The organism is Thalassotalea hakodatensis (genome assembly GCF_030295995.1).
Taxonomy (GTDB): domain Bacteria; phylum Pseudomonadota; class Gammaproteobacteria; order Enterobacterales; family Alteromonadaceae; genus Thalassotalea_C; species Thalassotalea_C hakodatensis.
Genome location: NZ_AP027365.1, coordinates 540,196 through 553,128 on the forward strand (window position 1 = coordinate 540,196; position 12,933 = coordinate 553,128).

Sequence of the window (12,933 nt, forward strand, 5' to 3'; positions counted from 1 at the left end):
AGGTGCTGATGGTGATATGCTTGTACTTGCAAAAATTACCTTATATTATAAGCGTTTAACTTACTTGCTGTATTGATGGCAATACTGACACTTTGCCCTGTTTGAAGTTGCAGTGTATTGCTTTCTCGCACCCTAAGTTGTTCGCCTGTCGCGAGCTCTACGAGAAATAATCGACTTTTACCTTCATAGCGCGACCAAATAATTTTACCTATACCCTTGTCATTAGCTTGTAAATTAAGGTCTTCTGGTCGCACTAATAATTCAACGTTATCTTCGAGGTTCTCGTGAATATGAATAACGCTTTTACCCATAATACTGGTAACAACCCCTTCTGTTGAAGAGTATTCACCTTGAATAAAGTTAGCATCACCTAAAAAGCGAGCAACAAATTTATTAACGGGTGTTGTGTAGCATTCGTGTGGTGGTGCAATTTGTTCAAGTTTGCCGTTTAACAAAACGCCTACTTTGTCGCCAATTGACAGTGCTTCTTCTTGATCATGCGTGACCCAAATAGCCGGTACACCGGCTTCTTTTAAGGCGCTGCGGATCTGCCATCGCAGTTCATCTTTTAATGCGGCATCAAGGCTGGAAAGTGGCTCATCTAATAACACTAATGCCGGTTCATGTGCTAAAGTTCGTGCTAATGCAACACGTTGCTTTTGACCGCCAGAAAGTTGATTGGGTTTAACGTGTTTAAAATTGCTGAGCCCTAATACCGCCAACCAATGTTCTGCTTTTTCATGGCTTTTTAGCCGAAAACTTACATTTTCTATGACGGTTAAATGCGGAAATAAGGCAAAATCTTGAAACACCATACCAAGCTTTCGTTTTTCAGGTGCTACGTGTTTTTTGGCTGTTGCAGTCCAAGACTGGTGTTTGATTTCGCCCGATTCAATCGGTAATAACCCAGCAATGGCTTTTAAAATAGTTGATTTACCGCAGCCTGTGGGTCCAACAAGCATCAGTATTTCTTTTTGTGCTAAGGAAAAACTCAGATTATCAACGACAGTATTATCACCATAGTTAATACTTAAATTGGTTACTTCAATCATTTAATCTGTGTTTCCTTATTAAATTCAATATCATTAAATCGCTCACCAGTGAGCATTAATAATAAACCAAGGGCGGAAATAAAAATTAATAATAAGCCTGGAATAGCAGCTAAGCCAAAATAACCAGCTTCATATACTCGCCATAAATAGGTGGCTAAGGTTTCGTAACCCGTAGGGCCTAATAATAAAGTTGCAGGTAATTCACGCATGGCTTCTAAAAATACCAGTGCGCCACCTGCAATTACACCGCGCATGGTTAATGGTAAGGTTACTCGGCGAAAAGCTTCTTGTCGACTTGCACCCAGTAGCCTAGCTGCGTTGACCATAGAAGTATCTAAATTTTCGGTCGCGGTTCTAATGCTGCCAATAGCTAAAGGAAGAAAGCGCAATAAATAAGCCAACACAAGCAGACCGAGTGTTTGGTACAAAAAGGGGAGCTGTAAACCAATATAAACGAGTGCGGTACCCATTACGATGCCTGGTATACCAAAGCCAACAAAAATAATTCGCTCCATGAACTTGCCTGCTCTTCCTTTTAAAGAAGCATGGGCAAGTGGAAGTGCAATGATCATTGCAGCCATTGCTGCTAATAAAGAAGCTTGAGCCGAGTTCCAAGCATAGGAAAGCTCAAAGTTACCAAAGCCATCTCGCCATAACCAGATAGAAAATACCGCTAAAGGCAGTACTATGGCAAATAACACGATGGGAAACATACCACTTATGATGAGCAATAGTTGCTTTTTATTAGGCCAAAACACTAAGTGTCTACCCGGGGGTTCTTGGCTACCTTTCACTTGAGCTTCAAGGTATAAAACTAATGCCACAATCACCAATAACTGTAACGACAACATCGCTGCTTGGCTTAAACCAAAAGCATTGTATTCAACGTAAATAACGCGGGTAAAAGTATCTAACCCCATAAATGCAGGTGTACCAAAATCTGATAACGCATATAACGAGGCAAGCAATGCTCCAGCGGCTATGCCGTTAAAAATGCGTGGTAATGCGATACGCCATAAACTCGTTAATAAAGACATGCCTAGAGTTCTTGCTGCGTAAACTTGGCTTGCATCTAAACTGCTTAATGCCGCACGTGTACTGAGTAACACAAATGGGTAGGTGTAAAAGATCATGATCACACTAGCCCCAAATAACCCATCAAAAGGGGGAGTTTCTATCCCTGTAAGTGCATTTAATTCACCACTATAACCAAACGTTGCATAAAAGGTGAATGCGCCTAGATAACTTGGCATGGCTAACGGGGCTGCGAGTAACACTAACCAGAACTTTTTCCAAGGCAATTGCACATAAGTCAAAATAACAGCCAAAGGTACGCCAATTAGTATGGCCCCTAAGGCGGTAAACGCCATTAATAATAACGTATTTGCCAGTACTTCAAGGTTGTAAGCATCAAATATTTGGGTACTGTCTGACGCTAAAGAGAATAAAACACTAACAGGAAATAGCGCTAAAGCCGCCACCATAAAAGCGACGATATACGATGTTGACCAAGGTTTCATAGCACGCCGGCTTTACGCATTAATGTTAATGTTGGCCTGACATCAGCCAATTTGGTTAAATCTACATTAGGCGGGGAAATCGTATCAAGCGTTGGAATGCCTTGCGGTGGTGCATTATTACCTGCGAGAGGTATTTCATACGCTTCGGATGATAAGTAGCTTTGTACTTCAGTTGTTAATAAGTAGCGAATAAAGTCTATCGCCGTTTTATTTTCAGTGAGACTAATAATGCCAGAGGCATTGATCAAGCAACCTGCATCGTTATTTGTGAAGGCTAATGTTAAATTCGCGTCAGGCTTTCCTGATTTTAATCGTAAGGTGTAATAATGGTTTGCTAAACCAATATCCGCTTCTCCGCGCTCAACAGCCATGACAACACCTAATTCACCAGCATACTTTTTCGCTTTTTGTTTCATTGCTTTAAGCCACTGAATGGTTGCGGCTTCACCTTCTAATAATCGCATAGCTGTCACAAAGGACTGAAAAGAAGCATATGATGGTGCCCAAGCTATGGATAAGTCAGTATTAGGTAAATCCATAATACTGGTCGGTAGTTGCTTACTGCCAACTTTCGTAGGATTGTAGGGCAAAGTACGAATACGGCCAGTGATAGGTGCCCAATTATGAAAGCGAAATTCTGGTTTTAATTGAGCAGTAATATCAGTCGGTAATGATTTTGCTAGCCCTGCTTGAGCGACTTGGCCGATAGCGCCTGAATCAACCGCCCAAAAAAGGTCAGCGCGCGAAACACCAGCTTTTGCTTCTGCGAGTAGCATGTTAGCGAGGGCTGCTGTTGGCCCTCGACGAATTTTCAAATCAAAATTAGGGTTACGCTTTTTAATAGCATTAAGAACATCTTCATACAAACCACCCTCACCACGCCCAAGATAAAGTGTGAGCTCACCTTCAAGTTTAGGCAACTCTTCAACAGAATAGCTTTTGATACTATTTGCGAGAGCACTAATAGATAAGCCGGGTAGGGCGCCTGCCAAACTAGCCAGTGATAATGTTTGAAGCAGTGTTCTACGGTGCATTATTAAAATACGTCCTTTTTATTGTTGGCATTGTTTTTAATTAAGGTACTTGCGCGGTTAACTTTGTTGGTCATGGTTGCAACAATCTGACGAACATCTTCAACGCTTGCATGAGATTTTATTGCCTTGGGTAGGGTAACATTGAAATCTTTTTCTAGATCTTCCACTAAATTGGCGTCTAACGCAATAAGTTCTCCTTCAACACCTTCAAATAAATTCAAATAGGTTTCTGCGACCATTTTAACAGAAGTATCGATTAGTTTTTCAGCGTACTTTGCTACGACTCTATTTAAGCGTGTATTTATTGTATCTAGGGCTTCAATTGAGTTTGTTGGCGCTCCTTCTCGTGTTTGAATCTGAGCTAAAAGGCCTTTATCTTGAAGCGTAGCTGCCATTTTTACTGCCCCTAAACCTTGCCATAAAGCCTGGGTTAATTTTGTTTGTTCTTTTCTTACATCGTTTATTGGTAAACCTTTATCTATGCTCTCTTTAACGGCAAAAAGCCCTTGCCAAATAGAGGCATAAACTAAAACATAATTTGTTTCGATAGCGGCATGAAACTTCACCGCTTCCCAATGTTCAACAACTGCATCAGCGTGTGCCGCTTTTGCACCATCTTTATGATAACGGCTTACGATCCCGTCTACTTTTTCAATTAACCAATGCACTTCTTTTTCATAAGCGGGTAAATGTTTTGATAAATGATTAACATGGTCGCCTACCGGCCCATTGGCTTGTGCAGATATCGTGAATAAAGCGCTACATACCACTAAAGATTTAAGTAGATGTACGCATTTTTTGCTTATTACATTCATGGAGTGATGATTCCTTTTAAAGAGAGCTTGCGGTCGTTACATTATTAATTGTAAATGATACTTATTCTTAATTAGTTAGTAAAGTAATAACCTTTTCAGTTGTACTTCTTTGCAAAGGCCTAAAGCTTTTCGCTGAGTCGGTATCGCGTTAATTCAAGTTAATACTGTTCACTTACTTGATCGTGCCACTTTAATCTTAATCGCTCAAGCAGGCCCCTTATCTAGATCTCCTGTACATCTTTCAAAAAAACCGTTATCGGTAGTCGTGCCTATTCGATATTAAATTCGATAAAACATTGTTTTTTGATAAACAGTAAAAGTTACAATAGCCATGTAAATATTGCTGGCATTATACAAATTAAATTATTTAATCGTTTGTTTTTATTATGTTTTTGTTGTTGGCATACCTTGTGCATTTTTAATGTTGAATTAAGTGAAATTACTTTTAAACAACCAAAGTTAAGGAGTATTTATGTCATTATCAAATTACGATATGGGACCTGTTAAGGAATTAATTAAGGTACTTAATGGTGGTGTTGAATTTTATAAAGAAGCTAAAGAAGAGTTATCAGATAACACGTTAGCGACTATTTTTAATAAAATGATCACCGAAAAAACAAGAGCTATTTCAGAGTTACAAACGTATGTACTGATCGATGAAGGTGAAATTGAAGATGATTCAGATTTAGTTGTTACCATGCGCGAAAAGTATACTAAACTTCTTACTGTTGTTCGTGCCGATAAAGAGCATACCTATCTTGATCAGTTAGAAGAAGTGGAAGATAGAGTGCTTGATAAGTTATCAGATGCAATGGAAGCATCATTACCAGAGCCGTGTAATATCGCATTAAGTCAAATTCAAATACGTATGCAAGCGTGTCACGATGAAATGAAAGCCTTGCAACAAGCATCAGCGTAATACCGTGTAAACTTACAAGGAGATTACCATGTTAGGTTGGTCACTCACATTTCTTGTTTTGGCAATTATCGCCGCGTTGTTAGGTTTTGGTGGTATTGCAGGTGCGGCAGCAGGAATCGCTAAGATATTATTTTTTATCTTTCTCGCACTTGTTGTGTTGTCGTTTATTGTACAAATAATTCGTAAACCAAAGGTTTAACTAATCGCCACCGTAAAGCGGTGGCGTAAATTGACTTTTAATTGTTATGGCAAAGGAGCTATTAAATGGAAAACATCTCTACTTATATTAAAATTACATTATTAACATTAGTGATGGCGCTAGCAGGTTGTTCAGATGGTCCAGCAGAAGATGCAGGTGAAACGGTAGATGAAGCAATGACCGATGCTGAAAATAAAGCAGAAGATCTTTGTGAAGAAGCGAAAGATAAATTAGATACTGAAGATAAAGACTGTTAATTTTTCGCTGAAAAGCTGACTCATCACTGATGGCAGCTTATTACTGAAGAAAAACAAAGATCAAATGGGTTATCAATAACAATATAACGTTATTGATAACCCATTTTTTATGCAGGTATGTTTAATGTTGCTATTAAAGTAAACCCTTAATCGCATCTAATATAAATCTCGGTGGTATCGCTCTGAGGCTATAAGCGTCTCAAGTTCTGACTGACCCAGAATAGTTACTAGCGCCTGATGAACTGCATTTCCCATGCCTGTTAAACTGCCACACACGTAGATGTCTCCTTGTGTTTCAATAAATGCTTTTACTGCTTGTGAGTGCTTTATTAAAATATCTTGCACATACTTTTCATTGCTACTTTGACGTGAAAATACGCGATCTACACGACTTAGCACATTTTGCTCTTGCCAATGGGCGATGTCAGATGATAAATGATGATCATGTATGGGCTCTCGCTCGCCATAAATTAACCAAATTGGCCCTGCATTTTTTGTTAGTGATCGTTGCTTAATGTGGCCGAGCAATCCAGCTAAACCACTACCAGCGCCAATAAGTAATAGTGGGGTGTTAGTTGCGGTCAATTGGCAACTTGGGTTAGCTCTTACCTTAACTGTTAGTAATGATCCTTCGCGACAGGTTTGGGTAAGAAAACGTGATGCTAAACCTTGGCTGCCGTCAGGGGCAATATGCAGACGTACCAATAATATTAATTGATCATTGTAAAGATCACTCGCTGCACTGGCTATTGAATAACTTCGTGGGGCACCATATTTACCTTTTTCTGGTGGTAATACTTCTAATATATCGCCTGGTTTCCAGGTTAAATTCTTTGCATCTAAATGCAAGTGATATAAGCCAGGGCTAACACTGTTAGGGTTTAAATGTGTTCGTTCTTTTAGCTTTGCTGTTGTAAAATCGAAAAGTTTATCTTCTGTTTGCTTTGCATTGGCATCAATGTATTTGATGTCTGATAAAGGTTGAGCACCAATATGGGTGAGCTGCTGATAGACTTGTTTACCGAATGCGCAAAAAGCTGGGTAACGGCTATCACCTAACGCAGTAACAGAGAATTTTAACGATTGGATAATATCTTGATTAATTGAATTCAGTGACTGAATAAAGCCATGGCCATTGTCGGGTGCTTCACCCTCACCATAGGTACTAACAAAAAAATGCATTTCTGATGCCAGGCTAAAATGCTTTGGGGTTAGCTTGTTTAAGGGTAAAAGTAATGCATCGGAAAATGAAATAAGTTGAGATTGAGCCGTTGCTTTTGCTTGTCCTGTTTGACTGGCATAGACAAAAATAGGTTGGTGACTAGCCATCGTCGAACGAGGCTTATGACGTAACCAACTGATACCAACCCATAGGCACCAAGCAATACTCAGTGCCAATGAGACGACTATGCGTAGTTCTTCACTCATGCGTTAAAGCGGTAATACTTCAAAGGTTGCTGAATAACTACCAGTACGTTTTGTTGCTGGCGCTTCTGCTTTATCATCTTCATAAGATGCTTCTAAAAAGTACATGCCTGCGTGTGGCCAAGTGACGCTAAATTCACCTTGTGCGTTTGTTTCTACGTTGATGGTTTCAGGCGCATTTCTGTAACGCATGGAACCACGAGTTATTTCAATTTTAGTTTTTGCAGCCGGTTCACCGTCAATATAAAACTTGAACGTTGCTTCTTCTGTTGCAAATAAATCATTTGGATGAGTTACAGGTACAAGTTCTAACCCTTTATTGCTTGGTGCTAAAATATCATCGCTTGGTTGACCTAAGGTGACAAAAGTTTCTGATCTGTATGAGCTGTAAGTTACTTTTAGATCTTTTGCTTGTTTAGGCACTGCGGTTTCGAATGTTTCACCTTTAGCTGGGCCGCCTCTACCTGGCCATCTCTTACGCTTACCTTCGGCATCTTTCCAAGAAGCGCGTAAACCAGAAGATGCTGAGCCAACGCGATAAGTACCGCTTTGAGTTAGGTTTAAATCAAATGTATTGCGGTACTTTCCCTTGCCAACATTTTCAAATGCTAATTCTTTACCATCAGGGCCGGTTGCCGAAAGGTAGCTCATGCGAAAGGCAACATGTTCAGGGATAAATAGCGTATTCGATACCGCAGCATCAAAAGTGACGTAGTTTTGCTCACCGGATAACACGGTTTTGCTAGGTTTTATCCACGCTCTATGGGCATGAGCGGGTATAGAAATGGTAATCATGGTTAGCGTGACTACGACTAACGTTATTAATTTGGTTGATAACATGTGCTTTTCTCCTGGCAACATTGGTTTATTCTTTAATGGTTAATGTGATGTGGTCTAATTCGCGCTTACCAGCGACAGAAATAGGTAAGTCTTTTGATTTTATAGGCAGTGTAATAGGGATCTGAAGTAGTTCTCGACCACCCACCTCTCTTGAGGCTTCCACTCTTATTTTGTATTCGCCAGAGCGTTGATTTTTGAGTAAAGAGGCCAGTTCAAGGGTGATTATATGACTGCCTGGCCCTTTAGTTGCACCAGTAATACCATCGATAGGCATTTCAAGTTTACGCCCGCCTCTGCGCCACCATTGACGTAAATCGGCCAGCCATTCTTCACCTTTGCCATTTTCCATTTCAACATCGTACCAAACGGCGATTTGTGTAGTATTACGTTTTTGATCTTCTAACCAAACAGCGACATAAGGTTTGTGATATTCAGCCACTTGTAATCGAGGGATAGTGATCTCTAGTTGTAACGGTGACTGAGCATATGCACTGGCAGTGATGACTAAACTGGCAATTGCCAGTAATTTACATATGATTTTAAACACGGTTTTCTCCTTGGGTAATCATGGTTAATGAACAAAAAGTAATAACAAAATAGCGGGAATAATTGCCCCTAAAACAGTGACAGGCCAAGTCATCCAACGGTGGTTTTTTTGTCGGTAAAGTAGCAGCAAACCGGTTAAGCAAAAAACGACGCATGCAACAGAAAAGACATCTATAAACCAACCCCAGGCGGTGCCTGTGTCACGACCTTTATGTAAGTCATTAAAGTAGGCGATTAGGCCTCGTTCTGTACTTTCATAACTTAGCTCATTACTATAAAAATCAACCGCTAGCCAAGTATCTTCACCCGGACCTGCATGAACGATATACAGTTCATCGTCTGACCACTCTGCAACAGCGTTTTTTGAAAGTTGCAAGGAATGGGTTTGTGCTAACCAAAACGATAATGCTTTAGGTGGCGTTTCTGTCGGGTTTTCATTGGCTGTCGTTTTTAAAGCTTCAAGTAAATTTTTAGGTAGTGTTGCTTCTAATGTAGTTATTTGCGGGGTAACGGTAATATCAGCCGCATGGTTCAGGGTAATACCTGTGATGGCAAAACCTAACATGCCTACTAGACATAATGCAGAACTAACCCAGTGCCATTGTCTAATTGATCCCAAATTCACTTGCATTATTACCCCAAAAATAAGGCGACATCGTTAATATGCCGCCTGTTGATATCTAAAAGCTTACAGTAACACTTGCCCAAAAGTTGCGAGCTTTGTATTTTACGTTGTAATCATCTTCGAATACCACTTCACTGACAACCCCCCGGCCTGATAAATATTCAAACGTTCCATCACCGTTTAAGTCATCATAACTTGTTGAATAAGAAGTAAAGTCTCTATCTAGTAGGTTGTTTACACGTAAATTCACCATCACATTATCATTTAGCGTCCAACGGGCGCCTAAGTTTAGCAGTGAGTAGTTTTTGTAATATAGTTCGCGTTCATGAACTGAGTCGAAACCACGGTAACGATCAGAACGATATTCACTTTGCAAATAAACATTTAAATCTTCTGTGGCATCCCAGCCAATGTTGATATTACCCATATGCTCGGCTGTATTGGTTAAAGGTAATCCTTCTTCCGGGCCACTTTGCTGTTCACTGTCTGTCCAGGTGTAGTTTGCATACACTGACCAGTCGTTTGTTAGCTGGTAACGACCCGCCACTTCAATACCTTGTAATGTAACTTTATCGATATTAATTTTTTGGCTGTAGGTGGTATAACCTAACTGATCGTACTGGCCTAAATTCACACATGGGCGAACCCCACCTGTTTTTTCACAGCTTTGAATGGTGTCACCGCGAGCAATTTTATCTTCAAATTCAGTATCGAAATAGGTGATATTGAAATTATGTTCATCTTTACTCCAATATAACGCAATTTCACTGTTTACACTGGTTTCAGGCTCTAGCTCTGGATTACCGGCGAAAGGACTTGTACCTTGGCCACCAAAACCCGTAATGCCATCGTATAAGTCAGTTGTTTTTGGCGTTTTATAGCCTGTGCTCACACCACCTTTAATAGTCCAATCATCATTGATGTTATAAACGGCATAGGCGCGTGGTGATGTTTGATTACCAAAGACATCGTGATCATCAACACGAACACCTGCGGTTAAGGTAAAGCTATCTGTGATCATCCAGTTGTCTTCAGCAAACAATGAATACATTTTCTGCTCTTGAATAGCGCCAGCATTGCCTGACTCTAAGCCAAATACGCCATCTTGCAGTTCGCCGTCAATTGCTTGCAAACCTAAGACAAAATTATGATCGCCGGCTGCGTTATCAATGGGTATGTCAAAGCGTAAATCAAAGGTGTATTGACTACTATCTAACGGTCGCTCTGGGCGTGGTAAGAAGGTATCTTCTGCAAGGTCACGACGTTGGTCTTCTGACATATTTTCATAATCGCCTGCACCATCATACATTTTTTGCAACAATTGACGCTCAGCGACACTTAACGGCAGCGTGCGGCCATTGTTTTGCGTGTCAACATAGCCAAGTGAAGCAGATACTGCCCCGAAGCTAAATTCACCAGTATAGGCTAATGACCACCATTGACGATCAAACTGCTGTTCAGCGGCGTAACCTGCTCGTGGGTTTACTTTACCACCTCTGTCTTGCCATAAAGCTTCTATGCTATCTTTTGTGCCTAAAGGATAGATTATACTGCCAGTATCAATGTTATAGTCAGGGGTATTGTCATATTCTTGGTGTGAATTATCATAATCAAACGATAACTCATGGCCCTCGGCAGGAGTATAATTGATACTAAAACCGTAATGTTCACTGTTGTTGTCAACAGTACGACCACCGCTACCAAAACCTAATGATCTGACATGCACGTCACCGTTTGGATCAACTGCGGGAGCAAACTGAGGTGATGATGCTTGCTGATCATAAGCACTTGCACGAAACCCTACACTGAGTACATTTTTAATGATCGGCCCAGCAACCGAAACATCACTGGTAATATCATCACCAAAGTCATTGTTGCTCTGAAAGCTACGACCAAAAGTAATGGCCCCGTTCCAGTTTTCTGTATGTTTTTTGGTGATCACATTGATCACACCACCCAGTGCATCTGCACCATAAAGGGTTGACGCAGGACCACGAATAATTTCTACGCGTTCAATAGTTTCTAAAGGTGGTATATGGTTAAAAGCGTTACCACCAAAGTTATTCGGGTAGATATCGCCATGGTTGTTTTGGCGTTTGCCATCTATTAGCAGCAAGGTGTACTCACCCGTAAGACCACGCATACTAACACTGCCTTGACCTGTTTTGTCACGTGTTGTGCCAATATCAATACCTTCTTGATACTTCACAACATCCAATAAAGACGTAAATGATCGTGATTTAATGTCTTCAGCGGTAACAATAGAAATACTTGCAGGCGCTTGTGTTAGCTTTTGTTCAAAACCCGTTGCAGTGACAACAAGCTTTTCAATATTTTCAAGATCAGGAGAAACATTTGCTTCTGCTGAAGCAATACTGATGACTGTCGCTTGTAAAGCAAAGGCGACTGCGGAAAGTCTTACTTGAGTGTTCATAATATCCCTGTAAAAGTTGTGTATTCATATCTGTGTATTTTTATGAGGCGAGATTATACAGTCCCTTACAAAAAAGACAATACAAATGATATTAATTCTTATTTGTATTTGTTTCTATAGGGTGAATATGTGTTAATTGGCTCTTTTGAAGGTTGTTTTTGTTAACAGTAAATCTAACTATAAAGCCTATTTTTTGTGCTATAGTGAGTTAACTTTGGTGTCGGTAAGGAGGCGGGCCTTTAATGAAAAACGTTTGTGTTAACGTAGCTATCTTAAGTATGTTACGGTTAACGGCTGCTTTATTTAAAATATCAAAAGTTGAAAAAGCGCTATTATTATCATGGTGTCGTTATCTCATGATCTTTGCATTTATGCATCCTTCACTAAGTTCAGCCAATGAAACAATTATTATTCGATACAACGCTCCCGTTGAGGAAAATGATCCCCAAAAAGATTACTTTGTTTTATTGCTTAAGGAAATTTGTCAAACGTATCAACAAAAAGGTACTGACTGTACGTTAGTGCCAGTTTCTTTACCTATGGTACTGCAACGGCAATTAAAAAGTTTAGATAAAGAGCTTATTGATGTTGTTTGGACGGTAACCAATCAAGATCGCGAAGAGAACTTTTTACCTATTCGCATTCCACTGATGAATGGCCTCATTGGCTATAGAATTGCTGTTGTTAATAATAAACATGCCCCTATTTTTCAAAAAAAATATGATTTAGCGCAATTAAAACAATTGAGATTAGCGCAAGGGCGGGGTTGGCCTGATGCAACTATTTTGCAACGTAATGGGTTTAATGTTGTGGAAACTGCTTGGTATGAAACGTTATATAAAGACACTGCATTAGGATTATTCGACTTTACGCTTCGTGGTGTGTTAGAAGTCTATTCAGAGTTTGAGAAATTTAATCAGAAAAATATATATATTGACCAACATCTATTATTTAAATACCCGTCATCAATGTATTTTTTCGTAAAAAAAGCTAACACTAAGTTAGCACAACAAATACAACAGGGTTTAGAAGCTTTAATTGAAAATGGTCGTTTTTCAGAATTATTAATGCATTTTAAAAATCACCAAGAAGCGTTGTCTCAGGCTAAACTAGAACAGCGTACTACGATTGAATTAACGAATAGTAGTTATCCTCAACAAACAATAAAGCAGTCAAACGCTAAACTTGTGGGTAAGCTTGATTAATTTCATATAATATTATGTACTTAGCTCGTTAGTGGCGGTACTATTTAACGATAACAAATTTA

13 protein-coding genes are annotated in these 12,933 nt (G+C 39.8%); 4 read left to right on the forward strand and 9 right to left on the reverse strand.

Features of this window, described 5'->3' with window-relative positions; genetic code table 11:
- Positions 1-35 precede the first annotated feature (35 nt).
- From QUE72_RS02305 to QUE72_RS02320, 4 genes are read right to left on the reverse strand one after another with little or no spacing between them, the layout of a single operon-like run.
- The gene (locus QUE72_RS02305; RefSeq protein WP_286271265.1) at positions 36-1,052 is read right to left on the reverse strand and encodes an ABC transporter ATP-binding protein; all 1,017 of its coding nucleotides are present in this window, start codon (positions 1,050-1,052) and stop codon (positions 36-38) included.
- Positions 1,049-2,572, reverse strand: coding sequence for an ABC transporter permease (locus QUE72_RS02310; RefSeq protein ID WP_286271268.1), 1,524 nt, complete (start codon positions 2,570-2,572; stop codon positions 1,049-1,051). Before QUE72_RS02310 ends, QUE72_RS02305 begins: the two co-directional genes overlap by 4 nt.
- The gene (locus tag QUE72_RS02315; protein WP_286271270.1) at positions 2,569-3,606 is read right to left on the reverse strand and encodes an extracellular solute-binding protein; all 1,038 of its coding nucleotides are present in this window, start codon (positions 3,604-3,606) and stop codon (positions 2,569-2,571) included. The genes QUE72_RS02310 and QUE72_RS02315 overlap by 4 nt, the downstream gene beginning before the upstream one ends.
- A 2-nt stretch (positions 3,607-3,608) precedes the next feature.
- The gene (locus QUE72_RS02320; protein ID WP_074498761.1) at positions 3,609-4,421 is read right to left on the reverse strand and encodes a hypothetical protein; all 813 of its coding nucleotides are present in this window, start codon (positions 4,419-4,421) and stop codon (positions 3,609-3,611) included.
- Positions 4,422-4,893: 472 nt separating this feature from the next.
- Between QUE72_RS02320 and QUE72_RS02325 the strand changes: the two genes are divergently transcribed.
- From QUE72_RS02325 to QUE72_RS02335, 3 genes are all read left to right on the forward strand, one after another.
- On the forward strand, positions 4,894-5,340 hold the full coding sequence (locus QUE72_RS02325) for a PA2169 family four-helix-bundle protein (RefSeq protein ID WP_286271272.1): 447 nt from the start codon (positions 4,894-4,896) through the stop codon (positions 5,338-5,340).
- Positions 5,341-5,368: 28 nt separating this feature from the next.
- Entirely contained in the window at positions 5,369-5,539 is a 171-nt protein-coding gene (locus QUE72_RS02330; protein WP_074498759.1) for a DUF1328 domain-containing protein, read from the forward strand.
- A gap of 65 nt (positions 5,540-5,604) precedes the next feature.
- Positions 5,605-5,796: a hypothetical protein gene (locus QUE72_RS02335; protein ID WP_074498758.1), complete on the forward strand. Its 192-nt coding sequence runs from the start codon at positions 5,605-5,607 to the stop codon at positions 5,794-5,796.
- Positions 5,797-5,952: 156 nt separating this feature from the next.
- Here the strand turns inward: QUE72_RS02335 and QUE72_RS02340 are convergent, their stop codons facing one another.
- Genes QUE72_RS02340 through QUE72_RS02360 form a run of 5 tightly spaced genes read right to left on the reverse strand, consistent with a single transcriptional unit; the run spans position 5,953 to position 11,666 of the window.
- Entirely contained in the window at positions 5,953-7,224 is a 1,272-nt protein-coding gene (locus tag QUE72_RS02340) for an NADPH cytochrome P450 oxidoreductase family protein (RefSeq protein ID WP_286271273.1), read from the reverse strand.
- Between the two features lie 3 nt (positions 7,225-7,227).
- The gene (locus tag QUE72_RS02345) at positions 7,228-8,061 is read right to left on the reverse strand and encodes a DUF4198 domain-containing protein (RefSeq protein WP_286271274.1); all 834 of its coding nucleotides are present in this window, start codon (positions 8,059-8,061) and stop codon (positions 7,228-7,230) included.
- Between the two features lie 25 nt (positions 8,062-8,086).
- Positions 8,087-8,608 carry a DUF2271 domain-containing protein gene (locus QUE72_RS02350; protein ID WP_286271275.1) on the reverse strand — a complete coding sequence of 174 codons (522 nt, stop codon included), beginning with the start codon at positions 8,606-8,608 and terminating at the stop codon, positions 8,087-8,089.
- Positions 8,609-8,632: 24 nt separating this feature from the next.
- The gene (locus QUE72_RS02355) at positions 8,633-9,238 is read right to left on the reverse strand and encodes a PepSY-associated TM helix domain-containing protein (RefSeq protein WP_286271277.1); all 606 of its coding nucleotides are present in this window, start codon (positions 9,236-9,238) and stop codon (positions 8,633-8,635) included.
- Positions 9,239-9,287: 49 nt separating this feature from the next.
- Positions 9,288-11,666, reverse strand: coding sequence for a TonB-dependent receptor domain-containing protein (locus tag QUE72_RS02360; protein ID WP_286271279.1), 2,379 nt, complete (start codon positions 11,664-11,666; stop codon positions 9,288-9,290).
- Positions 11,667-11,908: 242 nt separating this feature from the next.
- Between QUE72_RS02360 and QUE72_RS02365 the strand changes: the two genes are divergently transcribed.
- Positions 11,909-12,871 carry a type 2 periplasmic-binding domain-containing protein gene (locus QUE72_RS02365; protein WP_286271281.1) on the forward strand — a complete coding sequence of 321 codons (963 nt, stop codon included), beginning with the start codon at positions 11,909-11,911 and terminating at the stop codon, positions 12,869-12,871.
- Positions 12,872-12,933 lie beyond the last annotated feature (62 nt).